Below are 23,547 nucleotides of genomic sequence, written 5' to 3'. Positions count from 1 at the left end.
CATGACTGCCACTGCGCCTGAAACTGTCCCTGCCGTGCCCGCGACCACCGTGGAGCACGTCCTCACACTCGACTGCCGGGAGTCGCCGGGCATCGTCCACGCCGTCTCCGGCTTCCTGCTGGAACACGGCTGCGACATCATCGACAACCAGCAGTTCGGCGAACGCTCCGAAGGGCACTTCTTCATGCGGGTGCACTTTGCGTCCGACGGCGATGCCTCCACCGCGGACACCCTGCGTGCCGCTTTTGCCCCGGTGGCCGAACGCTTCGGGATGCGCTGGCGGCTGGAGCCGCACGGCGCCAAACGCCGCGTCCTGATCATGGTCTCCAAGTTCGGGCACTGCCTCAACGACCTGCTGTTCCGCGCCAGGATCGGCGAACTCCCCGTGGACGTGGTGGCCGTGGTCTCCAACCACACCGACCACCAGACGCTCGTGGAGTGGCACGGCATCCCGTTCTTCCACGTGCCCGTCACGGCGGACACCAAGCCCGAGGCGGAGGCGCGGCTGCTGGAACTCGTGGACGAGCTCGACGTGGAGCTCGTGGTGCTGGCGCGCTACATGCAGGTCCTCAGCGACGGCCTCACCCGAAAGCTGGAGGGGCGGGCCATCAACATCCACCACTCGTTCCTGCCGAGCTTCAAGGGTGCCAAGCCGTACCACCAGGCCTACGCCCGCGGCGTGAAGACCGTGGGCGCCACCGCGCACTACGTCAATGCCGAGCTCGACGAGGGGCCCATCATCTCGCAGCAGGTGGTGGACGTGGACCACACCTACGGTCCCGAGGACCTGGTGGCCGCCGGCCGCGACACCGAGTGCAAGGCCCTCAGCAACGCCGTCCGCTGGCACTGCGAGGGCCGGGTGATCCTACACGGCAACAGGACAGTGGTGCTGCGGTAGCCCCTACCGACGCTCCCTCACTTGCTGCCGCTTTGGCCGGGACGCTCCCTCACTTGCTGCCGCTTTGGCCGGGACGCTCCCTCACTTGGTGCCGCTTTGGCCGGAACGCTCCCTCACTTGGTGAGGGAGCGTTCCGGTTTTTCCTGCGGGAAGTGAGGGAGCGTCCTAACTTTCCCGAAATAGCTATAAGGCGGCAAGGCGTGTTGCCAGATGCAGTGCCGCGAGCCTGCCCGTTCCCCGTGGATCCCCGCCGCACAGTTCGAAGATCCGCTGCAGGCGGTGATGCATCGACTGCCGCTCCACGTGCAGTTCCCTGGCAGCCTGGGCAGTGTTGCAGCCGGAGTCGAGCCAGACTGCCAGAGTAACCAGCAGTTGGGAGTTCCGGCGCTCGTCGTGCTCCAGCACGGGGCCCAGTTGCTGGCGCACATAATCCTGCCGTGCCGCCTGGTCCAGGTGCTGCGCCGCCAGCCGCTCCACGGCGAGTTCTTCGACGTCGACCACCAGCCCTGCCATGTCCGACGTCGGCCGTTCCGCCGCGCGCAGTGATCCGCCGGCTGCGAGGTCCAAAGCGCATTTGGCCTCCGTCAGTGACCAGGGCGCCTTCCCGATCCCGGCCGCGAGCGGGCCCACCGCCGTCATGGTTCCTGGCTCAACGGGCAGCTCGCGCAAGGCAGCCACGAGGCCGGCGCGGGCGGAGACTTCCCGGTCGGCAGGAAGGGCTGCCAGGGCGAGGAGCTCAGAGTTGTCCACGTAGCTGGCGCTCTGCTGGGCCGACTTCTTCAGGATCTTGTCCATGGCGGCCCGCAATTGCTGCGAGGTGGACGTCCGGACCACCACCGCCACGACCGTTGCCGCGGTCGGGATCCCGGCGGCAGGCGCGAGCTGTTGAAGGCGCCATGGCTGGCTGCCGGAGCTGACCGCCCGCAGCAGGGCCGTGCCGGCCACTTCCTTCAGCCCGGGCGGCATCCGCTGCAGCAGCGCCAGCGACAGGATGTCAACGCAGCGGCCTCCCGCAACGCGCGCCAGGTTCACGTCGCCATGGGCAGGGACGGTGATGGCCAGTCTCGCCGAGGGCACTCCCCGGACGGGCACGTCAATATTAATCAGCGACCCGTCGCTTTCCGCACCGCCCCCTGGCCCGGCCGTGTTCCCGCGCGGTTCGTCGGTGCCGGCCCCGTCTGCCGGAATTAAGGTTCCACCAGCGGGCACCGCACTGCCCAGCGTCACGCCGGACACCGTGGAGAGCTCAAGGGCCGCTTCAATGATGCCGGCCAGGACGGCAAGAATCCGGTCAAGGTTGCTTCCATGGGCCAGCTCCACCGCCATGGTGTGGCTGGCCTCGTCGGCGCGGCGCAGGTGTGCCACCGATTCGCTGACCAGCATCGAATTGATGGCCTGCATGATGCCCACGAACGGCACCACTTTGCGGAATTCGATGAGGGGCAGCCCCGCTTCTTCCGCGGCCCGGACCATCGAGGACGGAATTGAGGGCAGGGTCTGCCCGCTTTCGACGGCGAGGGCGCCAACGCCACGGCCGGCCAGCTGGCGGACGTAGTCCACGCGGCGCGCGTCCGATGCCGCAACCAACGCATCGCCGCCGGTAAGAAGGAGTTCGCCACCGCTGAGCAACGGCGCAATGTCCAGAACCTCGCTCGAGTGGACCCACCGCAGCTGCGTCCCTGCGGCTGCCGCGGCGCCGGCACGGATCACGGGATCAGCCGCGGTGAGAGTGGGGTGTTTCAGCACCTCGCTAAGCAAGATTGGCATGACGCTCCGTAATGCAGAGAAGAGTTTTGATGTACATATCGTATCTTGTTGGGTGTGGTCTGGCGCACATAACCTGAAAGTGTTCCATTCCACCACGGAGGCCCACATGCACAACAACCCCACTGCAGTCCCGGCCGGACCGGGGCCAGTTGCCGACAAAGACGTCGAAGCCTGGCTGCAGCCCATCCCCGAATCACAGCGAACACGAAAGGTCTCGGGCCAGTTCTGGATCTGGGCCGGAGCCAACCTGGCGCCTATCAACTGGGTTCTCGGAGCCCTCGGCATCCACCTCGGACTCGGCTTTGCGGACACCGTCACCGTGCTGGTCTTGGGGAACCTCATCGGAATGCTGCTGTTCGGATGTTTTGTCCTGCTTGGCCAGAAGACCGGGGCTACGGGCATGGTCCTGGCCCGCGCGGCATTCGGACGGCGCGGCAACTACCTGCCGGCCGCCATCCAGGCATTGCTCGTGATCGGCTGGTGCGCCGTCAACACCTGGATCATCCTGGATCTGGTGATGGCGCTCTTCGGAACCCTCGGATGGGTGGATCCGGCGGCCCACAACTACGGCGCGAAGATCGGCGTCGCCACCGCCATCATGGCCGCACAGGTGGCCATCGCCTGGTTCGGGTACAAGGCCATTGCAGCCTTTGAGAAGTGGACCGTGCCGCCCACCATCATCATCCTCGCGGTGATGTCCGCCGTCGCCTGGTTCGGCATGAAGATCAACTGGTCCTACGCCGGACCTGCCGGCAACATCCTCGAAGGCTCGGAGCGGATCGCCGCGATGAGCGCCGTCATGACCGCCATCGGCATCGGCTGGGGCATCACGTGGTTCACCTACGCCGCCGACTACTCGCGTTTCGTCAGCACCGAGGTCCCGAAGCGCAGGGTCTACCTGGCATCGGTCCTGGGCCAGTTCATTCCCGTCGTCTGGCTGGGAATCCTGGGCGCCAGCCTCGCCACGAACAGCGGCGAAATCGACCCCGGAAAACTCATCGTCCAGAACTTCGGCGTCCTCGCCCTTCCCGTGCTGCTGATGGTCCTGCATGGCCCCATCGCCACCAACATCCTGAACATTTACACCTTCTCGGTCGCCACGCAGGCCCTCGACATTTCCATCAGCCGCCACAAGCTGAACCTGTTCGTCGGCGTATTCTCGCTCGCCGCCGTCGTCTTCTTCATCTTCCAGGAGGACTTCGCCGCAGTACTCGACGCCTGGCTGATCGGCCTCGTGGCCTGGGTGGCTGCGTGGGGCGGCGTCATGCTGGTGCACTACTTCTGGATCGAGAAGCGCTGGCCCGGTGACGCATCACGGCTGTTCGACGCTGTGGGCACCAAGCGGCTCCCCGGCATCAACTGGGCCGGCATCGTGTCCCTGCTGGTCGGCATTTTCGCCACCTGGCTGTTCATGTACGGGCTGGTCCCGGCAATGCAGGGCCCCATCGCCGTGGCCCTGGGCGGCTGGGACCTGTCCTGGCTCGCCGGCGGCCTCAGCAGCGCCGCGAGCTACGCGGTTCTTGGCCCCCGGATGCACCGCAAATTTCTGGCCGGCGCCGGATCACAGCCGGCAGCTGTCCCGGTGACGGCGGACCGTCCGACAACACCCGCAGTCTCCCTCTAGAAAGGAACCCGGCCCATGGAATTCCCCGCATTCCCGGACTCCGCCCACCCCATCACGTGGCCCGAAGGCTACAGGGCAGCCGCGTCCTTCACCTTCGACGTCGATGCCGAATCCTGCACCATCGCCCACGACCCCACCAGCACGCGCCGCATGTCCCTCATGACCCACCAGTCGTATGGGCCCAAGGTCGCGGTGCCGCGGCTGCTGCAGATCCTGCAGCGCCAGGACATCCAGGCCACCTTCTTCATCCCCGGATTCACCGCGGAAAGCTACCCCGACGTCGTGCGCCGGATCGTGGACGCCGGCCATGAAATCGCCCACCACGGCTACCTCCATGAACCGATGCAGGGCATCGATGCCGCCACCGAGGCGCGATACATCGACCGGGGGCTGGAAGCGCTGGCCAAGGTCGCGGGCGTGAGGCCGGTCGGCTACCGTGCGCCCTGGTGGGAGCTGAACTGGCACTCGCCCGCGTTGCTGGCGGACCGCGGCTTCCTCTATGATTCGAGCCTGCTCGACGGCGATGCGCCGTACCGCTTCAGCGTCGCCGAGGGTGACTCCAGGGATCTCGTGGAGATCCCGGTCGACTGGGCACTGGACGACTGGGAGCAGTACGCTTTCTACCCCGGGGTTACCGGCAGCGGCGTGATCGAAAGCCCCGCCAAGGTGCTGGAGATGTGGACACTTGAAGCCGAAGCGCACCATGCCGCCGGGAGCTGCTTCGTGCTGACCAACCACCCATTCATCTCCGGCCGGCCCTCGAAGGCCGTGGCCCTTGAGCAGCTGATCAGCCGGGTCAAGAACATGGACGGCATGTGGGTCACAACCCTTGCCAAGATCGCGGAGCACACGCGGGACACGGTCACGGAGGTCCACACCCATGCCCGCATTGAGGTTCCCGGTTTCCCCGACGCCGGCGCCCGCTTCACCCCGGCGCAGGTCCGCCAACCGCAACTGCCCGCCGACCCACTTCAATCGACGACGACGGTCCCCTAACGCCCGACGCCCCCTCACTTTTCTACCGCTTAAGGCGAGACGCTCCCTCACTTGATGAAGTGAGGGAGCGTCTCGCTTTTGGTTGCGAGAGGTGAGGGAGCGTCGGGTCCAAACTTGCGAGAAGTGAGGGAGCGTCGGGTCCAAACTTGCGAGAGGTGAGGGAGCGTCGGGTTTAGACGCCGAGGGCTTCCTTCAGCGCCTGGACGTGGCCCTGGGCCTTGACCTGGTACTGGGCGAGCTTGACCTTGCCTTCGGGGTCCAGGACAACGGTGGAGCGGACGATGCCCTCGCGGACCTCGCCGTCGACGAGCTTTTCGCCCCAGGCGCCGTAGGAGAGGGCCACGGAGTGGTCCTCGTCGGCCAGCAGGGGGAAGGTCAGCGAGAAGTCGCCGGTGAAGTTCGCCAGCTTCTCCGGGGCGTCAGGGGAGACGCCGAGGACTTCGTAGCCGGAGCCCTGCAGGGATGCCAGGTTGTCGCGGAAGTCGCAGGCTTCGGTGGTGCAGCCGGGGGTGGCCGCCTCGGGGTAGAAGTAGACGATGACGTTCTTGCCGCGGTAGTCGGCCAGCCTGGTGTGCTTGCCTTCGGCGTCCGGCAGGGTGAAGTCAGGCGCCTGGGTTCCGGGCTGGAGCTTCGTGGTCAGGTAGGTGCTCATGGCTTTTCCTTCGGATGGATCGTGCAGTACAAAGCTGCGTAGTACAAAGCTGTGCAATACAAGGCTGTGCGGTACAAAGCTGGTCGGACAACAATGCTGAAGTGGATAACAGCCCCGCTAGATGCTGTATTCCGCCGGTCCGCGCACGGTTGCGGCCGGGCCGGGAACGAACCGGTAGCCGCCTCCGCGGACGGTGGCGATCGCGTGACGGCCGCCACGCAGCTTCCGCCGCACCCGCCCGACATATACGTCGATCGAGCGGGGCGCAGCGCCGGGGTTGTCGAACCGCTCCAGGAAATGCTGCAGTTCCTCACGGCTGATCGTTCGGGAACAATTCTCCACGAGGTAGCGCAAGAGCGTGAATTCGACGCCGGTAAGTGACACAGCTTTACCGTCCAGCAGCACCTCGCCCTTGGCGAGGTCCACGGCGACCCGGCTGACGGGGCCGGGCGTCGGCGGCAGAGGGGAGGCGCCGTCGTCGTCCATGTGCGGGGAGTCCTCCGGAGAGGACGACGACGGCGCGGGAGTGCCGCCGTCGGGCCCGGCCGGTGCCCCCTCCCCAGGGGGCGTCCCGGCGGGGGAGCCCCCGACGTCGGACGTTGCAGCCCCGGTGGCGGGCCAGTGGACTTCCGCCTGCGGAGCAATTTTTAAGGCGCGCGCCAGCACGAGTTCGGCGGCGCGCGCCAGCACGGCCTGATCTATTTCCTGCCCTGCCCCGACGGTCACCCAAACGGCCAGGCCCCGCGCCTTAAGGGACGGCGCCTTCAGGGACGGCGCACACCGTCCCCGCGGAGCGGGCGTGTGGGCATGAACAGCCATGGCAGGATGCCTCAGACGCCGCCGCGGCGGAGCAGTTTGCCGCCGGGAGTCTGTCCGTCCACCACGCTGCCGCGCAGGAAGGTCTTCCGGACCACTCCGGAAAGCGCCTTGCCGTCGTAGGGGGTAATCGGGTTCTTGTGCTTGAGCTTGGAGACGTCCACCACGAAGGCCTCGTCCGGCGCGAAGACGGAGAAGTCGGCGTCGTACCCGAGAGCCAGCTGGCCCTTGTTGGAAAGGCGTGCCAGGCCGGCGGGCTTCTCGGCCATCCAGGACACCACCTGCTCCAGCGGGATGCCGCGGTGCCGGGCCTCGGTCCAGATCAGTGACAGGCCCAGCTGCAGCGAGGAGACGCCGCCCCAGGCCACGGCAAAGTCGCCGTTTTCCAGGTCCTTCAGGTCAAGCGTCGAGGGGGAGTGGTCCGAGACGATGCAGTCGATGGTGCCGTCCTGCAGTCCCTTCCAGAGCAGCTCGCGGTTGGACGCTTCGCGGATGGGCGGGCAGCATTTGTACGCGGTGGCGCCGTTGGGGATTTCCTCGGCCATCAGCGTGAGGTAGTGCGGGCACGTCTCCACGGTGAGGTGGACGCCGTCGCGCTTGGCGGAGGCGATCATCGGCAGCGCGTCGGAGGAGGACAGGTGCAGGATGTGGGCGCGGGCGCCGGTCCAGCGGGCACGTTCGATGACCTCGGCGATGGCCTTGTTTTCGGCGCCGCGGGGGCGGGAGGCCAGGAACGTGGAGTAGTGGTCGCCGCCCGGGTGCGGGGCGTGGTCGATCGCGTGGGAGTCCTCGGCGTGGACGATCATGAGCGAGTCGAAGGACTTGAGCTCGGCCATGTCCTCCTCCATCTCATCCGCGTCCAGGTGCGGGAACTCGTCAACGCCGGAGTGCAGCAGGAAGCACTTGAAGCCGAACACGCCCTCGTCGTGCAGCGGGCGCAGGTCGGCCTTGTTGCCGGGGATGGCGCCGCCCCAGAACCCGACGTCAACGAACGCCTGGTCCTCGGCCACTTCACGCTTGAGCTTCAGGCCGTCCACGTTGGTGGTGGGCGGGATGGAGTTCAGCGGCATGTCGATGATGGTGGTGACGCCGCCGGCCGCGGCGGCGCGGGTGGCGGACGCGAAGCCCTCCCACTCGGTGCGGCCGGGCTCGTTGACGTGGACGTGGGTGTCCACCAGGCCGGGAATGAGGGTCTCGTCGTCGCCGAGTTCGATCACTTCGGCGCCGGACAGTCCGTTGCCGAGCGGCTCGATCGCGACGATCTTGCCGGCGCGCACACCCACTTCACGCGCGGCGATGCCGGCAGTGGTGAGGATGCGCTGGCCCCGGATGACCAGGTCAAATTGTTCTTCAGACATTCAGGGGCTCCTTTGTGCTGGCATGGGCGGCGGGCGTGGGGTCCGCCAGCTCACGGCAAATCTGCTTTCCCAATTCTTCAAGCAGAGGTCCTGCCTCGGCTATACATACTTCTACCTTGGACTCCAGCGAGGTCAGGGGGTAGACCTGCCGGAAGCCGGATTCCCGCTGCTGCTGCGGGGTGAGGGTGGTGCGGCCGCAGACGGCCACCACCGGGACGCCGGCCGCGGCGGCGGCGCGGGCCACGCCCACGGGCGTCTTGCCCAGCAGGCTCTGCTCGTCCAGGCTGCCTTCGCCCGTGATGACGAGGTCGGCGCCTTCCAGGCGGTCGGCCAGTCGGGTGAATTCAAGGACGACGTCGATGCCCGGCCTGCGCGTCGCGGCCAGGACCGCGATGGCCGCGTAGCCGACGCCGCCGGCCGCCCCGGCGCCAGGTGCGCCGGCGGCTTTCAGCGCGCGGGGGCCGATTTCGCTGGCCAGGACCTGCACGAAGTTGGACAGGGCGCCGTCGAGCTTCCGGACGTCCGCGGGCGTGGCGCCCTTCTGCGGGCCGAAGATCGCGGGTGCTCCGTCCGGGCCGAGCAGCGGGTTGTCTACGTCGCTGGCGAGGATGAAGCGGGCATCGTCCAGGCGGGAATCGAAGCCGGAGAAGTCGATGCCCGCCAGGTCCGCCAGGGCGGCGCCGCCGGGAGGCAGGTCCCCGCCGTCGGCGTCGAGGAGCCTGGCGCCCAGTCCCTGCAGGATCCCGGCGCCGCCGTCGGTGTTGGCACTGCCGCCGACGCCCAGAATGATGTGCCGGCACCCAGCGTCGAGCGCTGCCCGGATGAGTTCGCCGGTGCCCAGGCTCGTGGCTGCCTTGGCAGTGGCCGAGTCGGGGCCGCCGGGCAGAACGGCCAGGCCGGAAGCAGCCGCCATCTCGATGACGGCCTCCCGCCCGCGGACCGCGAACTCCGCCGTGAGCGGCTGCCCGGTGGGGCCGCTGACAACGGCGCTCCGGCGGGTGAAGCCGGAGCCGACGGCGGCATCGAGGGTGCCTTCGCCGCCGTCGGCCACCGGAATCCGGAGGACTTCCAGGTTGTGGCCGGCAGCCGACTGCAGCCCCGTCTCCAGGTGCCGGGCGACGTCCGGGGCGGAGAGCGAGCCCTTGAACTTGTCCGGCGCGATCACTATGCGCATGGCGGTGCCTGTTCTTTCTGGCGCTGCGGCTTAGGGCTGCAGGGCGAGGATTGCGGTCGGGGCGTCGGCCGCGGTCTCGGCCAGCTCCTCGAATTCGTTGACGGCGTTGATCTCGGTGCCCATGGAGATGTTGGTGATCTTCTCCAGGATCACTTCAACCACCACGGGAACCTGGAACTCGCCGGCCAAGGCCTTGGCCTTGTCGAAGGCAGCGCCCATGTCGTTGGGGTCCTGGACACGGATGGCCTTGCAGCCCAGGCCTTCGGCCACCTTGATGTGGTCCACGCCGTAGCCGTTTGTTTCCGGGGAGTTGATGTTCTCGAACGCCAGGGAAACGTTCTGCTCCATCTTGAACCCGCGCTGCGACTGGCGGATCAGGCCCAGGTAGGAGTTGTTCACCACCACGTGGATGTACGGCAGGTTGAACTGCGCGCCCACGGCCAGCTCCTCGATCATGAACTGGAAGTCATAGTCGCCGGACAGGGCAACCACGGTCTCGTCCGGCTTGCCGCGCACCACGCCCAGCGCTGCCGGTGCGGTCCAGCCCAGCGGGCCGGCCTGGCCGGCGTTGATCCATTTGCGCGGACCGAAGACGTGCAGCATCTGGGCGCCGGCGATCTGGGACAGGCCGATGGTGGACACGTAGGTGGTGTCCCTGCCGAAGGACTTGTTCATCTCCTCGTACACGCGCTGCGGCTTGATGGGGATGTTGTCGAAGTGCGTCTTGCGGTGCAGCGTGGCCTTGCGCCCGGCGCACTCGGCAACCCACGCGGAGTAGTCCGGCAGGGTCCCGGCGTCGCGGCGTTCGCGGGCCAGTTCCAGCAGACCGTCCAAGGCGGCACCGGCGTCGGAAGCGATGCCGAAGTCCGGGGAGAACACGCGGCCGATCTGGGTGGGCTCGATGTCGATGTGCACGAATTTGCGGCCCGCGGTGTAGGTGTCCAGGCCGCCGGTGTGGCGGTTGGCCCAGCGGTTGCCGATGCCGATCACGAAGTCGCTCTGCAGGTAGTTCTCGTTGCCGTAGCGGTGCGAGGTCTGCAGGCCCACCATGCCGGCCATCAGCGGGTGGTCGTCCGCGATCGCGCCCCAGCCCATCAGGGTGGGGATGACGGGAACGTTCAGCAGTTCGGCCAGTTCCACCAGCTGCGCGGAGGCTCCGGCGTTGATGATGCCGCCGCCGGCCACGATCAGCGGGTGCTGGGCGGCGGTCAGCATGTCCAGGGCCTTTTCCAGCTGCTTGCGGCTGGCCTTGGGCTTCTCGATGGGCAGGGGCTCGTAGGTGTCGATGTCGAATTCGATCTCGGCCATCTGCACGTCGATGGGCAGGTCCAGCAGCACGGGGCCCGGGCGGCCGGAGCGCATCAGCTGGAACGCCTTCTGGAAGGCGCCCGGAACCTGGCCGGGCTCCAGGATAGTCATGGCCATCTTGGTGACCGGCTTGGCGATGGACTCGATGTCCACGGCCTGGAAGTCTTCCTTGTGCAGCTTGGCCACGGGGGCCTGGCCGGTGATGCAGAGCATCGGGATGGAATCGGCCCACGCGGCGTATAGGCCGGTGATCATGTCGGTGCCGGCAGGACCGGACGTGCCGATGCAGATGCCGATGTTGCCGTCGGCGGCACGGGAGTAGCCGTCCGCCATGTGGCTGGCGCCTTCAACGTGGCGGGCCAGCGTGTGGCGGATGCCGCCGTGGGCCCGCATTGCGGAATAGAAGGGGTTGATTGCCGCGCCTGGCAGGCCGAACGCCTCGGTGGCGCCCTCCTTTTCCAGGATGGCGACGGCTGCGTCAACAGTGCGCATCTTCGTCATGGTGTGCTCCTTGAAAGTCTGTGGTTGTGCTCGGTGGTTGAGCTTGTCGAAACCCTGAAACAGGGTGTGCTGAAGGAAGGCCCCGTGGTCGGGGTCCTGAAAGTGTGTTGGTTGAGCTTGTCGAAACCGAGCCGGTGGTTGAGCGTGTCGAAACCTGGATTTCGACAAGCTCAATCACCGGTTACTTGCGGCCGCTGAGCTGGAGGACCTGCTTGAAGAGTCCGGAGTGGTCGAGTCCGCCGTCGCCCTGGTTGACGGTGGCGGCGACAAGCTGTGCGACGACGGCGCCGAGCGGGACGGCGACGTTGGCTTCGCGGGCTGCCGAGGTGACGATGCCGAGGTCCTTGTGGTGGAGGGCCAGGCGGAAGCCGGGGTCGAAGTTGCGGTCGAGCATCTTCTGGCCCTTCTGGTCCAGGACCTTGGAGCCGGCGAGGCCGCCGCCGAGGACCTTGAGGGCTGCGTCGGTGTCCACGCCGTAGGCCTCGAGGAAGGCGATGGCCTCGCCGAGGACCTCAATGTTGACCGCGACGATCAGCTGGTTGGCGGCCTTGACGGTCTGGCCGGAGCCGGAGGGGCCGACGTGGACGATGGTCTTGCCGACGGCGTTCAGGACGTCCTGCGCTGCCTCGAAGTCGGCCGCGTCGCCGCCGACCATGATGGAGAGGACGGCGTCGATGGCGCCCTGCTCGCCGCCTGAGACGGGGGCGTCGAGGGGGCGGATGCCTGCTGCGCGGGCGTCATCGGAGAGGCGCTTGGCGACGTCCGGGCGGATGCTGGAAGCGTCGATCCACAGGGTGCCCTGCTTGGCGTGGGCGAAGACGCCGTCGGGGCCGCTGACGACACCCTCAACATCGGGGGAGTCCGGGACCATGGTGATGACGACGTCGGCGTCCTTGACGGCGTCCGCGATGCTCGTGGCGCCTTTGCCGCCCTCGGAGACGAGCTTGTCGATCTTGTCCTGGCTGCGGTTGAAGCCGGTGACGGTGTGGCCGGCCTTGACCAGGTTGATGGCCATGGGCAGGCCCATGATTCCGAGTCCGATGACTGCAACGTTGCTCATGATGGTTCCTTTACTGAAGTCTGTGGTGGTTGTGCCCGGTGGTTGAGCCTGTCGAAACCCGGTTACCGGGAGGCGTGTTCCCGGATGGCCCAGCTGAAGGCCGTTTCCTGCGGTTCCTTGTATTCGAGGCCGATGTAGCCCTGGTAGCCGAGTTCGCGGCTGCGGGCGATCCACTCGCCGAGGGGGAGTGTGCCGGTTCCGGGAGCCCCGCGGCCGGGGTTGTCGGCGATCTGGATGTGGCCGAAGTCCTTGGCGTGGTTCTCGATGACGGATTCGACGTCGTCGCCGTTGACGGCCAGGTGGTAGAAGTCCGCGAGGAGCTTGATGTTGTCGACGCCGGACTCCGCCTTGACGCGGGCGATCACCTTGAGTGCGTCTTCAGCCGTGAGGAGCGGGTACTTGGGTGCGCCGCTGACGGGTTCGAGGAGGACGGTGCCGCCGATGCGGGCGACGCCCTTGGCTGCGGCGGCCAGGTTCTCGGCGCCGATGGCGTCCTGCTTCTCGGCCGATTCGCCGTCGATGCGGTTGCCGTAGAGGGCGTTGAAGGCCTTGCAGCCGAGGCGCTCGCCGATGCCGGCGACAACGTCGATGTTGTCCTGGAATTCGGTGGAGCGTGCCGGCCAGGAGGTGAGGCCGCGGTCGCCGCCGGGCATGTTGCCGGCATTGAAGTTCAGGCCCGTGAGCTGGACGCCGGCGTCGGTGATGGCGTTCTCGAACTCGGTGATCTGGGCGTCGGCGGGGACGGAGGTTTCGAACGGCCACCAGAATTCGACGGCGTCAAAGCCGGCAGCCTTCGCTGCGGCGGGCCGCTCGAGGAGCGGCAGTTCCGTCAGCAGGATGGAGCAGTTCACTGTGTACGTCATCGTAGGTCCTTCCGAGGAGGGGCTTTGATCTATCTTCCCGTGCATCCCGGCATCTTTACCGTTTCCGCTTTGTGGAATTTAGATTCTGCTTTATGAAAAGTGTAGAGAAGGGGTGGTCCGCGAGTCAAGGGGCTGAAGGCGAAGAGGAGGCCGCGAGGCGGTCCGGCGCGCATTTCTGCACCACTTTCGCGGAACCCGGGCTCCCGAGGCCGCGGTTTTCAGAGGAAGGCACGGCAGGCAACGGGCCAAAGAGGTGCAGATTTGCCGGGGCGGCGGGGGGACAACCCTGGGTGGCGGGGGGACAACCCTGCGGCCCCGGGCCGGCCCCGGGAATTGCCGGAAAACTGCCCTGTCCGCGGGGCCGCATCCTCCGTAGAATTGGTGTGGGGCCGACGGCAGAGCCCCGGGAGCCGGGGTGCCTTCCCAAGCGCCGCCGGCCCTTATTCTCTGCAGCGCCAGCGCAAGATTCAGCGCAGACGCCACATTCCGATCCGGTCACACTACAGCTGCAGCCCTTCCCGCCGCGTCACGGGCGTGTGAGGATACCCGCATGAGCGAAGAGATGATGGCGGCTCCACCCTCCGGCGGTGGCACTCCCCGAAATCGAACGGCCGGAATATTCCATCCCGAAGGCTCCGAAGCCACGCGGCAGATGCGCGAACAGGCTCGGAGGCGGCGGGAAGCAGAGGCGAAACTGCAGCTGCACCTGATGCAAACCCACAACAAGCACACCGAATCTCCAGACCCCGTTCTCTAAAGATCAACACAGCAGGCCACCGGAACAGCGGTCATCCAGGCGCAACGAGGAGCCTGGGTGGCCGCTGTTTCGGTCAAAAAGCGGCCTTCTGGAACCCGCCTTCAGGGAATCGGCCTTTCAGAAGCCGACCTTCAAAAAGCGACCTTCAGGAAACGATCAGATCCTGCGCCCTCCGCAGGTGCCAAGCCATGTCCGCTGCCCAGTCCGGTGCGCGGTCGTTGAAGGGCTCCAGGCAGCCCGTAAACAGCCGAAAGGCCGCCCAGGCATTTACGCCGCCCTGGCTGAACCTGCCGCCGGCCCCGGCATAACCTTCGGCCAGGCTGGCGGTGGTGGGGCCGCCTGCGGACCGTCCGGCGGCGAGCGGCTGGCCCGCTTCTTCCGCTGCTGCGAATGACCCCAGATCGGCTTCGGGTGCGCCGGCGTGGGCCTGGCCGAAGTCGAGGATGCGGACCTCGGCCCCGTTGACGAGCACCTGTTCGGGGGAGAAATCCCCGTGGATCAGGACGTGCTCGCCGGATCGGCGCGCCGCGGGCAACGTCCGCAGCGCGGCCTCCAGGCGCCGTGCCGGCTCCTCCAGCGCCGGGACCAGTGAGGCCACCAGGGACCGCGTTTCGGCCAGCCGGTCGGCAAGACCCGATGGCCGGCACGGTCCGCCGGCGCCGGAATCCACCGGGGGCAGGCCGTGGACCCGGGCCAGGGCTTCACCCGCGCGCCGTGCTCCTTCGCTCTCGTTGAGTCCGGCCAGATCACCCCCGCCCCAGGCTGCGCAGGCGCTGATTCCGTGCTCCGCGCATTCGGCGTCGCCCAGCTGGGGCAGGACCGGCACGCCGTTCAGGTGCAGGGTTTCGTGGAAGTGCCGGTGCCTGGTGCCGAGCGGCTTGGCGGCAGCCTTGACCACCAAGGGCGCCCCGGCGTTCTGAAGCAGCAGGACGAGGCACCGCCCGGGCTTGTAGCGCAGGGTGGTGGTTGACCCGCCGAGCAGGCTGCTTCCGGGCGCGCGGCGGAGGCCCAGCCGTTCCGGGCCGTGCTCGCGGAGCCAGGCGAGGTTTTCCCGCAGCGCCCAGTCGTCCTCGACGCCGCCCACGGCCACCAGCGTGTCCGGAAGCCGCGGGTCCGGATGCAGGATGCGGACGTCCCCGCCGCGCGCCCTGGATGTCTCTTCGCGCCTGAGGAGCTTGCCGTTCGCCTTGGCGGCCCGGGTCAGCGCCCAGCCGTAGTCGAAGCTTCCGTTCCTCGTCCGGCGGTAAGCCACCTGCAGCGACGTTCGCGGACTGTAGCGGACCCGCGTGATGTGCACGGATTCACCGAGCAGTTCGGAGAGTCGCTGGTTGTCCAGCAGGTACGGCAGGCCCGGGAGGGCGGCGTCACGGATGGCAAGGGACCGGTCGGGGTGCTTAATCCGGGACTCCGCTGTCATGGGCTTCAAGCCTTCCGGGACGTACTGATGGGGGCCAGCGTTCAACGGAGACCGTTGGGTGACAACCATTAAGGAGCCCGGCGGGGCGGAAAGCAAGAGGACGACGGCGGAGGTTCCGCCGTCGTCCTCTTCTGTCAGGTGGGGCTGCTAGTGCTGTCCCAGCGTCCCGCCAGCGGGCGGGAGGGTGCCGGGGCCGCGGTCTGCGGCCTCGTCGCGATCGGCGTCGCTCAGCGTGTCGCTGGCTGCGGTTTCGTCCGAGTCGCCTTCGTCGTCAATGAGGCCATTGGTCTGGTCAAAGGGATGGGCGATGGTCTCGTCTGACAGGGCCGAGCCGCTGGCAGCGGCACCGGCTGCCCCTGTTGCCCCAAGAGTGCCGGCTGCCCCTGCAGTACCCGTTGTCCCGGTGGTGTCTGTCGGGTATGCCGGGTCCGCATAGGCCGGTGTCACCGCCGGTGTGGCGGTGTCCCCGGCCACCGGCACTGTGGTGTCGGTGTCCGCCCCGCTGCGGCTGGCGGCGACGGCTCCGGCCGCTGCTGCGGCGGCTACCCCGACGCCGGCGGCGAGCTTGCCGGATACGCCGGCCTTGCCGCTGTCTCCGCGCGACTCGGCCGCCTGATCGACGCCTGGTGTGCCTACCGCGGCGCCCTCGTTGACGGAACCGCGCCAGGCTCCGCTGGCATACCGTTCGTCCTCGATGAATTCCTTGAACTTCTGCAGGTCGGACTCGGCCTGGCGTTCCACCACGTTGAGCTTGTCGCCGATCTTCTCCACCAGGCCCTCGGGCTCGTAGTCGATAAAGAGCCGGACGGAGGTCTGCCCGCCGCCCACGTCTTCGAATTCGACCGATCCGGCGTTTGTGGCGCCCTCGGTGGCGGCCCAGGCAACCTTGCGGTCGGGGATTTGCTCCAGGATTCTGGCTTCCCACTTCCTCTTGACGCCGGCGATCTCGGCGACCCATTCAAGGCGGTCGTCACTGAGCTGCGTCACGCTCTTCACTCCGCCCATGAAGTGCGGAAATTCCTCGAACTGCGTCCACTGGTTGTAGGCCGTGCTTACCGGTACGTTGACCAGAATTCGTTTTTCTACCCTCGTGCTCACAGTGTCTCCTTTGTCGACTTGGAACAGGCCATGACGAACAAAACCTAATTCGTCAGCATGCTTACCATATCGGGTTGTGCCACAGGATGGCCAGTGTCGGGGCAGCGCCCGGACGCCGACTGCCAGGGTGCAGAAGAAGGTGCAGGGGAGGGCGGGGAGGATGGGCGGGAACCCCAGCGCGAGTCTGTTGGCTCCAGCGCGGGGGCTCCCTAGGCTCTCCGTTCTGGGGGGAAATCGGAGAGCTTGGAATCAATGTACAGCCGCGAATAGCTGAATCGGCGCTCTTCGGAAGTTCTTGATTAAACCTTGAGTCTTGCCGCGCTGGCGCGGGCATTTTCCGCTTCAGCGAGGGTGTGCCTCAGCTCGGCGAGGACCTGCTGTTCCGTCGCGCCGGCGTCGAGAACCGTGAAGCCGGCGAATTCCGGAAGGGCGCGGTAGGCGTCGTGGAGTGCGGTGAGGTCCGCCAGGGATTCCTCGTCCGTGCCGCGCGCCATGATTCTGTCGTGGGCAAGCTGGGGGTCGACGTCGAGGTGGACGACAAGGTCGGGAGTCGGCAGTTTTCGCAGCAGCCAGGGGAGGACGCGTCCCCGCGGCAGTCCTTTGGCCTCGCGGAGTGCCAGCTGGCAGTGAAGGTGCCGGTCCATCACCACCAGTCCCCGGAACCGGCGGGCCCGGGCGTGCGAGATCAGCACGTTGGCCACGCGGATGGTGGATTCCACGGCGTCGGCCAGCCGCGGGGGAAGCTGCACCCCGAACCGGGCGGAGAGCAGCGACATCCTGCGCCGGCCGGCGTAGTTGCTCAGAAGCAGGGCATCCCTGCCTTCGGCCAGCGCGGCAGATACCAGGGCGCGGGCGGCCGTCGTCTTTCCGGAGCCGTCGATGCCCGTCAGTACAATCAGCAAGTAGTCCTCCTTCCGTTTTTCGTTACCAGTTCCAACGACAGGCGCCTTTGGATCGTCCCGGGGTTGAGGCGGACGTCACTCGAGCCTATGCTCTGCCGGCCAAAAAAGAAGAGGACGACGGCGGCGCTCCAGGCGCCGCTGCCGCCCTCCGTCGATCCTGCGGGCAGGACCGCAGGACTAGCCGCGGCGGGTGTAGCTGCCTTCGGTTTCGTCCGGGTGTGCGGTGTGCAGCGTGACGTAGCGGCCCTGGACCTTCTCGCCGTTGCCGGGATGGCCGCCCGGCGTCGTGATGTAGGTTCCCTCAGTGTGGGGGAGTTCGTGGCGGCTGGCGGGCAGGGTCACGTAGCTGCCGCCCCGGGGTGCGGTGCGGCTGGGCGTAGCGGTTGTGGCGGCGTTGTGGGCCGTGAATCGTTCGGTCTGCAAAGTCATGGAGTTCTCCTGGTGGGTCGCGGGATGGGTGCGGCCGTGCCGTTTCGGTGCCGGGGCGGCGGGCTGCGCAGATCCTGGGTGGTGGACCTCTGATGGTGGTCCCCTGGGCGGTGGTACATGAACGGCATCTCGGAACGGTGCGTTCACGCCGTCGGTGGGTTCGGGCGGGGCTGGGTTCTGCGGCAATGCGGCGTCCCGTCGGCCACCGCCTTGCCTGCACTGTGGGGGTTCTGCTCCCGTGCGGCACTCAAAGGGCTTCGGTGGCCTGCCATTAACGCTAGCGGCTATTTTGATTGGTTCAAAATAAGGTGGGCGATCTCACGGGGGAGGGCCGGTTCCCTGCACCGCGCAGTCGCCGTCCGCGATGCCGTTCCGTTCCATTGAGCGGTTAAACAATTCCGCAGTGTGGATTTAGCCTTCCGGAAACATCCGCTCCCTAGCGTTGCCTGTGACCTCAACGGCATAACGCGTGCCGCCCCTGACCGACAGGCTTCCACGATGAATCTCTCCCACGCAGCGGCTCCTCCGCCGGACCAGACGCCCTCCGGCGCGAACCCCCCAGCCAAGAACCCAGCCAAGAACCCGGCCGAGAAACCCGCCAGCAAGCCCTTCTACCGCCAGCTGTTCTTCCAGATCCTCGTGGCGGTGTGCCTGGGCATTCTGGTCGGGCACTTCTGGCCGGGCCTAGGCTCCGGCCTGCGGCCGCTGGGGGACGGCTTCATCCAGCTGATCAAGATGATCATCGCGCCGCTGATCTTCCTGGTCATCGTCACGGCATCTCGGCAGTGGGCGACGTCAAAGCGGTGGGCCGGGTGGGCGTGAAGGCCCTGCTGTACTTCACGGGCGCCACCCTGTTTGCCCTGGTCTTCGGGCTCATCGTGGGCAACGTGGTCCAGCCCGGGGCGGGCCTGAACATCGATCCGGCGACGCTCTCGCAGGACGCGCTGGACGCCAAGACCGGCACGGCGCCGCCGAAGGACGCCGGCCAGTTCCTGCTCGGCGTCATCCCCACCAGCGTGGTGGGCGCCTTCGCGTCCAACAGCCTGCTTCAGGTGCTGTGCTTCTCGGTCTTCTTCGGAGCCGCGATCGTGGTGGTGGGCCGCGAACGGTGCCTGCCGGTGGTGAACCTGCTGGAGACCGTGCTGGAGCTCTTCTTCAAAATCATGGGGTGGGTGATGCGCGTGGCACCCATCGGCGCGTTCGGGGCGATGGCTTTCATCATCGGCCAGTACGGCCTGGGTTCGCTGGGCACCTATGCGGTGCTGATCGCCGCCTGCTACGGCGCGGCGATCGTGTTCATCGCCCTGCTGTTCGCCGTGGCCTGGGTCTATCCGCGGGTCCCGCTGTGGCAGTTCGTCCGGTACTCGCGGGAGGAATTCCTGCTGGCGCTGGGCACCGCCTCCACCGAGTCCGTGCTGCCGCGCATCATGACCAAGCTGACCAACGCCGGCTGCTCGCGCGCCACTACGGGGCTGGTGGTGCCCACCGGGTATTCGTTCAACCTGGACGGCGCTGCCCTCTACCTCTCGATCTCCCTGCTGTTCCTCGCCCAGGCCTTCGGCCACAACCTGGACCTCGGGCAGCAGCTCGCCGCCCTGGGCATCCTGATGCTGACCTCCAAGGGAATGGCCGGCGTCCCGGGCTCCGCGTTCCTGGCGCTCTCGGCCACCGCCGGGGCGCTGGGCATCTTCCCGGTGGCCGGCGTCGCCCTGCTGCTCGGAGCCGACCGTGTCATGGATTCCATGCGGGTCGCGGTGAACCTGCTGGGCAACTGCGTGGCCACTTTCGTGGTGGCGAAATGGGAGGGCCAGTTCGACCGCGAGGCCATGCTGGCCGCTTTCCGCGGGGAAAGCCCGACGGCGGGCGGCCCGCCGGAGTCTCCTGCCGCCGTCGGACGTTCCGGTGCAGCGGACGATGGTGCCGCTGACGATGGTGCGGCGGGCAGCAGCGGCCCGGGCGCAGCTGGCGCACCCGTCCCGGACGGCGTGCAGCCGGCAGGTGCCCGCTAGCTGCAGCCGGTCGCTCCATTAGGCTGGGACCCATGACCCGGAAGATAAGTGTGAGCCTGCCGGATGCGGCACTGCGCGAGTACCTGAACCCGCATGCGGACGTCACGGTGCTCGAATGGGACTTCGCCGGCGAGCCGCCGCAGCCGCGCATCGACATCGTGGTGCCGCCCTACATGGGCGGGGCACAGGTGCTGCGCAGGCTCGAAGGCGTGGAAACGGCCCTGGTGCAGAGCCAGTCGATCGGGTACGACGGCGTGGCGGAGGCGCTGCCCGCGGGCCGCGTTTTCGCCAATGCGGCCGGCGTCCACGAGACCTCCACCGCGGAACTTGTCCTGGCCATGGTCCTGGCGAGCCAGCGGGAGTTCCCGCGCCTCCTGCGCAACCAGCAGGAGGGCTTCTGGGAGACCAAGCCGACCGCCAGCCTGGCCGACCGGCGGGTCCTGATCGTGGGCTACGGCGGAGTGGGCAAGGCGATCGAGCAGCGGCTTATCCCGTTCGAAACCAGTGTCACCAGGGTGGCCAGCCGGGCCCGGACCGATGAAAGCGGCGAAGTCCACGGCATCGGCGAACTGCCCGCGCTGCTGCCGGAGCACGACATCGTGGTGGTGGGCGTCCCGCTGAGCGACGCCACGCGGCACCTCGTCGACGACGCCTTCCTCGCGGCCATGCCCGACGGCGCGCTGCTGGTCAACGTGGCGCGCGGGCCGGTGGCGGACACCGACGCTCTGGTCCGCCACACGTCCTCCGGCCGGATCCGTGCCGCCCTGGACGTCACCGACCCGGAGCCGCTGCCGCGGGACCACCCGCTGTGGTCGACGCCGGGCGTCATCATCACCCCGCACGTGGGCGGCGCCAGCTCCGCGATGCGCCCGCGGATGGGACGGCTGCTGCAGCGGCAGATCGACCTCATGCTGGCAGGGCAGCCGCCGGCCAACGTGGTGCTGGGCGGCTGAAAGCGGCGTCAGTCCCGCAGCACGTCGGCGGGCTCACGCGGTGTGGCCAGGCCGTCCACCACCTCGATGCCGGGCAGCTTGCGGAGTTCGGCCGGGGCCAGGACGATCTTGTTGGACCTGTTGCCGCCGCCCATGACCACCCGGTCCGCGTCCATCACGGCCCGGTCCACGTAGATCGGGAGCCCCTGAATGCCGGGCGCGGTGACGCCGCCCACCAGCATGCCGGTCAGGGCGGTGGTGGTGTCGGCGTCGGCAAAGGAGGCGCGCTTGACGCCGAGCAGCCCGCGGACGGCGCGGTTCACGTCGAGGCGGGTGGTGCCGAGCACCACGCACACCGCGTACCTGGGCGGGTCAACCTTCTTTGACGTCACGACGATCGTGTTGGCCGCCTCCTCGAGGGTGAAGCCATAGTGCTCGCAGAACGCCGCGGTGTCGGCGAGCTCCGGGGAGCACTCGAGTACGTCGTGGCGGACGCCGTGGAGTTCCAGGGCGTCGGCCACCTCGGCCATCAGGATCGTGTCGGTCACGGGCGTTCCTCTCGTCAGTTCAAAAATACCGCCACCGGCGGGGACGTTACCCTGGGCTGTCCTGCCGGAAGAACGGGCTGGTCGCAGGCAGCCACATGAGTATTGCCCCGGCCAGCGTCAGTGACAGCCCGGCCAGGATGAGGCCGGACAGGTGCAGCGGCGTCACGATGGCAGACAGGGCGGCCACGACGGTCAGCAAAATGCGGGACCAGCGTGCGCCGCGCAGCAGTTCGAGTGCGGCCCAGACCTGCAGTGCAGCCACTGGCACGGCGGACACCACCAGGTAGGGCACCGCCCAGGCGGGCGTGGACTGGCCGTAGTTGATCCCGGCCGCCTCCAGAATGACCGGCAGGATGCCGGCCGCCGCACTGACAAGCCAGAATGCTGTCGCTGCTCGTACGGTTACCGGTATGTTTTCCGGCACGCCGGAATCCAAGCTCTGTTCCCCCAATGAAGTCCCCAATCTTCAACATGCTCTCACCGCGGTTATCCGGCGGTGGTTCTCAGCCTACAGGCCCGCGATCCGGGACCGGCCCGCGTTCCGGGACCGGCCAAGGGTAGGGAACGAGGTCCGGTCCGTTCCAAGGCTCCGGTCGTAAACTGGCCTTCGAATCTGATTGCGCGGGCTCCGGAGGAACCCTCGCGGCGTGAAGTGGAGTCCGGATGCTCTGGAAGCTGCTCGTTGAATACCTGCGGCCGCAGCGGCGGCTGCTGATCGCCGTCGTCGTTTTCCAGCTGGCGCAGTCCATCGCCTCGCTCTACCTGCCCACGCTGAACGCCGACATCATCGATGAGGGCGTGGCCAAGGGGGACACTGGCGTCATTCTCAGCCTGGGCAGCCTCATGCTGGTCATCACCTTGCTGCAGATCGCGTGCGCGGTGGTGGCCGTGTACTTCGGGGCGAAGGCGGCCATGGGCCTGGGCCGGGACCTGCGTGGGGCCATCTTCACCCGGGTGGGGGAGTTCTCCGAGCAGGAGGTCACCCGGTTCGGGGCGCCGAGCCTCATCACCCGCTCCACCAACGACGTCCAGCAGGTCCAGCAGCTGGTGCTGATGTCCGCCACGATGATGGTGGCCGCGCCCATGCTCAGCATCGGCGGCGTGGTGATGGCGGTGCGGCAGGATGCCCAGCTGTCCTGGCTCATCGCGGTCAGCGTGCCGGTGCTGCTGGCCGGGGTGGGCGTGATCATCAGCCGGATGGTGCCGCTGTTCCGCAAGATGCAGGTGCGGATCGACACGGTCAACCGGGTGCTCCGCGAGCAGCTCACCGGCGTCCGGGTGGTGCGGGCGTTCGTGCGCGAGGACATCGAAACCGCCCGGTTCGCGCGGGCCAACGAGGACGTCACGGACACGGCCCTGCGGGCCGGCCGGCTCATGGCGCTCGCGTTTCCCGTGGTGATGCTGGTGCTGAACGTCTCCAGCGTGGCGGTGATCTGGTTCGGCTCGTTCCGGATCGAGGACGGTTCCATGCAGGTGGGCACGCTCATCGCGTTCCTCAGCTACCTGCTGCAGATCCTGATGTCCGTCATGATGGCCACGTTCATGGCGGTGATGATCCCGCGCGCCGCGGTCTCTGCGGACCGGATCGGCGAGGTGCTGGGGACGGAGTCGAGCGTGCGGCCGCCGCTGGCACCGGTGGCGGTCGCCGCAGGCCAGCTGGGGCGCGGCGAGCTGGAGATGCACGACGTCGGGTTCTCCTACCCGGGTGCCGAGCAGCCGGTGCTGTCCGGCATCAGTTTCACCGCCCGGTCGGGGCGGACGACGGCGATCATCGGCAGCACCGGGTCCGGCAAGACCACGCTCGTGAACCTGCTGCCGCGGCTTTTCGACGCGACCAGCGGCTCGGTGAAGTTCGACGGCGTGGACGTCCGCGAGCTGCACCCGGACCAGCTGTGGGGTCACATCGGGCTGGTGCCGCAGCGGCCGTACCTGTTCTCCGGCACGGTGCGCAGCAATCTGCTCTACGGCAAGCCGGACGCCACGGAGGATGAGCTGTGGCGGGCGCTGGCCACGGCGCAGGCGCAGGACTTCGTCCGGGAGATGGAGGGCGGGCTGGATGCGCCCATTTCGCAGGGCGGCACCAACGTCTCCGGCGGGCAGCGGCAGCGGATCGCGATCGCCCGGGCGCTGGTGAAACGGCCCGAGCTCTACATCTTCGACGATTCGTTCTCGTCGCTGGACACCGCCACCGACGCGCGGCTCCGGCAGGCGCTCAAGCACGACACCGCCGGGGCCACCCTGGTGATCATCGCCCAGCGGGTCTCCAGCATCGCCGACGCGGACCAGATCCTGGTGCTCGACGACGGCAGGATCGTGGGGCGCGGAACGCACGATGGGCTGCTGGAGACCTCCGAGACGTACCGCGAGATCGTGTCCTCACAGCTGGCAGCGGAGGAGGCGGCGTGAGCGGGCGTAGCACCCCCAGCCGGACGGGACCG

20 protein-coding genes and 1 pseudogene are annotated in these 23,547 nt (G+C 67.7%); 7 read left to right on the top strand and 14 right to left on the bottom strand.

Annotated elements, in window-relative coordinates; translation table 11 throughout:
- Window position 1: 1 nt before the first annotated feature.
- On the top strand, window positions 2–898 hold the full coding sequence (gene purU, locus JYA52_RS10520; protein ID WP_205653122.1) for a formyltetrahydrofolate deformylase: 897 nt from the start codon (window positions 2–4) through the stop codon (window positions 896–898).
- A 183-nt stretch (window positions 899–1,081) separates the two neighbouring features.
- On the opposite strand, the gene JYA52_RS10515 is transcribed toward purU, so the two are convergent.
- Window positions 1,082–2,665, bottom strand: coding sequence for a PucR family transcriptional regulator (locus JYA52_RS10515; RefSeq protein WP_205653121.1), 1,584 nt, complete (start codon window positions 2,663–2,665; stop codon window positions 1,082–1,084).
- Window positions 2,666–2,771: 106 nt separating this feature from the next.
- Here JYA52_RS10515 and JYA52_RS10510 point away from each other — a divergent pair, with 106 nt between their 5' ends.
- Window positions 2,772–4,289: a purine-cytosine permease family protein gene (locus tag JYA52_RS10510; RefSeq protein WP_240460179.1), complete on the top strand. Its 1,518-nt coding sequence runs from the start codon at window positions 2,772–2,774 to the stop codon at window positions 4,287–4,289.
- 15 nt (window positions 4,290–4,304) lie between these two features.
- Complete coding sequence (locus tag JYA52_RS10505; RefSeq protein ID WP_205653120.1) at window positions 4,305–5,285, top strand: polysaccharide deacetylase family protein; 981 nt, start codon at window positions 4,305–4,307, stop codon at window positions 5,283–5,285.
- Window positions 5,286–5,457: 172 nt separating this feature from the next.
- On the opposite strand, the gene bcp is transcribed toward JYA52_RS10505, so the two are convergent.
- From bcp to JYA52_RS10470, 7 genes are all read right to left on the bottom strand, one after another.
- Entirely contained in the window at window positions 5,458–5,937 is a 480-nt protein-coding gene (gene bcp, locus JYA52_RS10500) for a thioredoxin-dependent thiol peroxidase (protein ID WP_205653119.1), read from the bottom strand.
- Window positions 5,938–6,054: 117 nt separating this feature from the next.
- Window positions 6,055–6,756 (bottom strand): winged helix-turn-helix domain-containing protein, encoded by a 702-nt coding sequence (locus JYA52_RS10495; RefSeq protein WP_205653118.1) that lies wholly within the window; start codon window positions 6,754–6,756, stop codon window positions 6,055–6,057.
- 11 nt (window positions 6,757–6,767) lie between these two features.
- Complete coding sequence (allB, locus tag JYA52_RS10490) at window positions 6,768–8,111, bottom strand: allantoinase AllB (protein ID WP_205653117.1); 1,344 nt, start codon at window positions 8,109–8,111, stop codon at window positions 6,768–6,770.
- Entirely contained in the window at window positions 8,104–9,285 is a 1,182-nt protein-coding gene (locus JYA52_RS10485; protein ID WP_205653116.1) for a glycerate kinase, read from the bottom strand. The genes allB and JYA52_RS10485 overlap by 8 nt, the downstream gene beginning before the upstream one ends.
- A 30-nt stretch (window positions 9,286–9,315) precedes the next feature.
- Window positions 9,316–11,094 (bottom strand): glyoxylate carboligase, encoded by a 1,779-nt coding sequence (gene gcl, locus JYA52_RS10480; RefSeq protein WP_205653115.1) that lies wholly within the window; start codon window positions 11,092–11,094, stop codon window positions 9,316–9,318.
- A 181-nt stretch (window positions 11,095–11,275) separates the two neighbouring features.
- Window positions 11,276–12,154: a 2-hydroxy-3-oxopropionate reductase gene (locus JYA52_RS10475; protein WP_205653114.1), complete on the bottom strand. Its 879-nt coding sequence runs from the start codon at window positions 12,152–12,154 to the stop codon at window positions 11,276–11,278.
- Window positions 12,155–12,216: 62 nt separating this feature from the next.
- The gene (locus JYA52_RS10470) at window positions 12,217–13,017 is read right to left on the bottom strand and encodes a hydroxypyruvate isomerase family protein (protein WP_205653113.1); all 801 of its coding nucleotides are present in this window, start codon (window positions 13,015–13,017) and stop codon (window positions 12,217–12,219) included.
- Window positions 13,018–13,567: 550 nt separating this feature from the next.
- On the opposite strand from JYA52_RS10470, the gene JYA52_RS10465 reads away from it, so the two are divergent.
- Complete coding sequence (locus JYA52_RS10465; protein ID WP_205653112.1) at window positions 13,568–13,774, top strand: hypothetical protein; 207 nt, start codon at window positions 13,568–13,570, stop codon at window positions 13,772–13,774.
- A 145-nt stretch (window positions 13,775–13,919) separates the two neighbouring features.
- Here the strand turns inward: JYA52_RS10465 and JYA52_RS10460 are convergent, their stop codons facing one another.
- The 4 genes from JYA52_RS10460 to JYA52_RS10445 all read right to left on the bottom strand — a co-directional run bounded on the left by JYA52_RS10460 (window position 13,920) and on the right by JYA52_RS10445 (window position 17,620).
- Entirely contained in the window at window positions 13,920–15,191 is a 1,272-nt protein-coding gene (locus tag JYA52_RS10460; protein WP_205653111.1) for a phosphotransferase family protein, read from the bottom strand.
- A gap of 147 nt (window positions 15,192–15,338) precedes the next feature.
- Window positions 15,339–16,289, bottom strand: coding sequence for an SRPBCC family protein (locus JYA52_RS10455; RefSeq protein ID WP_205653110.1), 951 nt, complete (start codon window positions 16,287–16,289; stop codon window positions 15,339–15,341).
- A gap of 299 nt (window positions 16,290–16,588) precedes the next feature.
- Window positions 16,589–17,191 carry an AAA family ATPase gene (locus JYA52_RS10450; RefSeq protein WP_205653109.1) on the bottom strand — a complete coding sequence of 201 codons (603 nt, stop codon included), beginning with the start codon at window positions 17,189–17,191 and terminating at the stop codon, window positions 16,589–16,591.
- 177 nt (window positions 17,192–17,368) lie between these two features.
- Window positions 17,369–17,620: a hypothetical protein gene (locus JYA52_RS10445; RefSeq protein ID WP_205653108.1), complete on the bottom strand. Its 252-nt coding sequence runs from the start codon at window positions 17,618–17,620 to the stop codon at window positions 17,369–17,371.
- A gap of 498 nt (window positions 17,621–18,118) precedes the next feature.
- On the opposite strand from JYA52_RS10445, the pseudogene JYA52_RS10440 reads away from it, so the two are divergent.
- A pseudogene (locus JYA52_RS10440) lies at window positions 18,119–19,629 on the top strand (cation:dicarboxylate symporter family transporter).
- Between the two features lie 32 nt (window positions 19,630–19,661).
- A complete protein-coding gene (locus tag JYA52_RS10435) occupies window positions 19,662–20,582 on the top strand; it encodes a 2-hydroxyacid dehydrogenase (protein ID WP_205653107.1) in 921 nt (306 codons plus the stop codon).
- Window positions 20,583–20,590: 8 nt separating this feature from the next.
- On the opposite strand, the gene JYA52_RS10430 is transcribed toward JYA52_RS10435, so the two are convergent.
- Complete coding sequence (locus JYA52_RS10430) at window positions 20,591–21,109, bottom strand: YbaK/EbsC family protein (RefSeq protein ID WP_205653106.1); 519 nt, start codon at window positions 21,107–21,109, stop codon at window positions 20,591–20,593.
- A 46-nt stretch (window positions 21,110–21,155) separates the two neighbouring features.
- Complete coding sequence (locus tag JYA52_RS10425) at window positions 21,156–21,533, bottom strand: hypothetical protein (protein ID WP_307869357.1); 378 nt, start codon at window positions 21,531–21,533, stop codon at window positions 21,156–21,158.
- Window positions 21,534–21,772: 239 nt separating this feature from the next.
- Between JYA52_RS10425 and JYA52_RS10420 the strand changes: the two genes are divergently transcribed.
- On the top strand, window positions 21,773–23,515 hold the full coding sequence (locus JYA52_RS10420; protein WP_205653104.1) for an ABC transporter ATP-binding protein: 1,743 nt from the start codon (window positions 21,773–21,775) through the stop codon (window positions 23,513–23,515).
- Window positions 23,516–23,547 lie beyond the last annotated feature (32 nt).

This window comes from Arthrobacter pascens, from assembly GCF_017052465.1.
GTDB lineage: Bacteria > Actinomycetota > Actinomycetes > Actinomycetales > Micrococcaceae > Arthrobacter > Arthrobacter pascens.
Note: the sequence above shows the minus strand (reverse complement) of the source record. Positions and strands in the feature narration are given on the sequence as shown.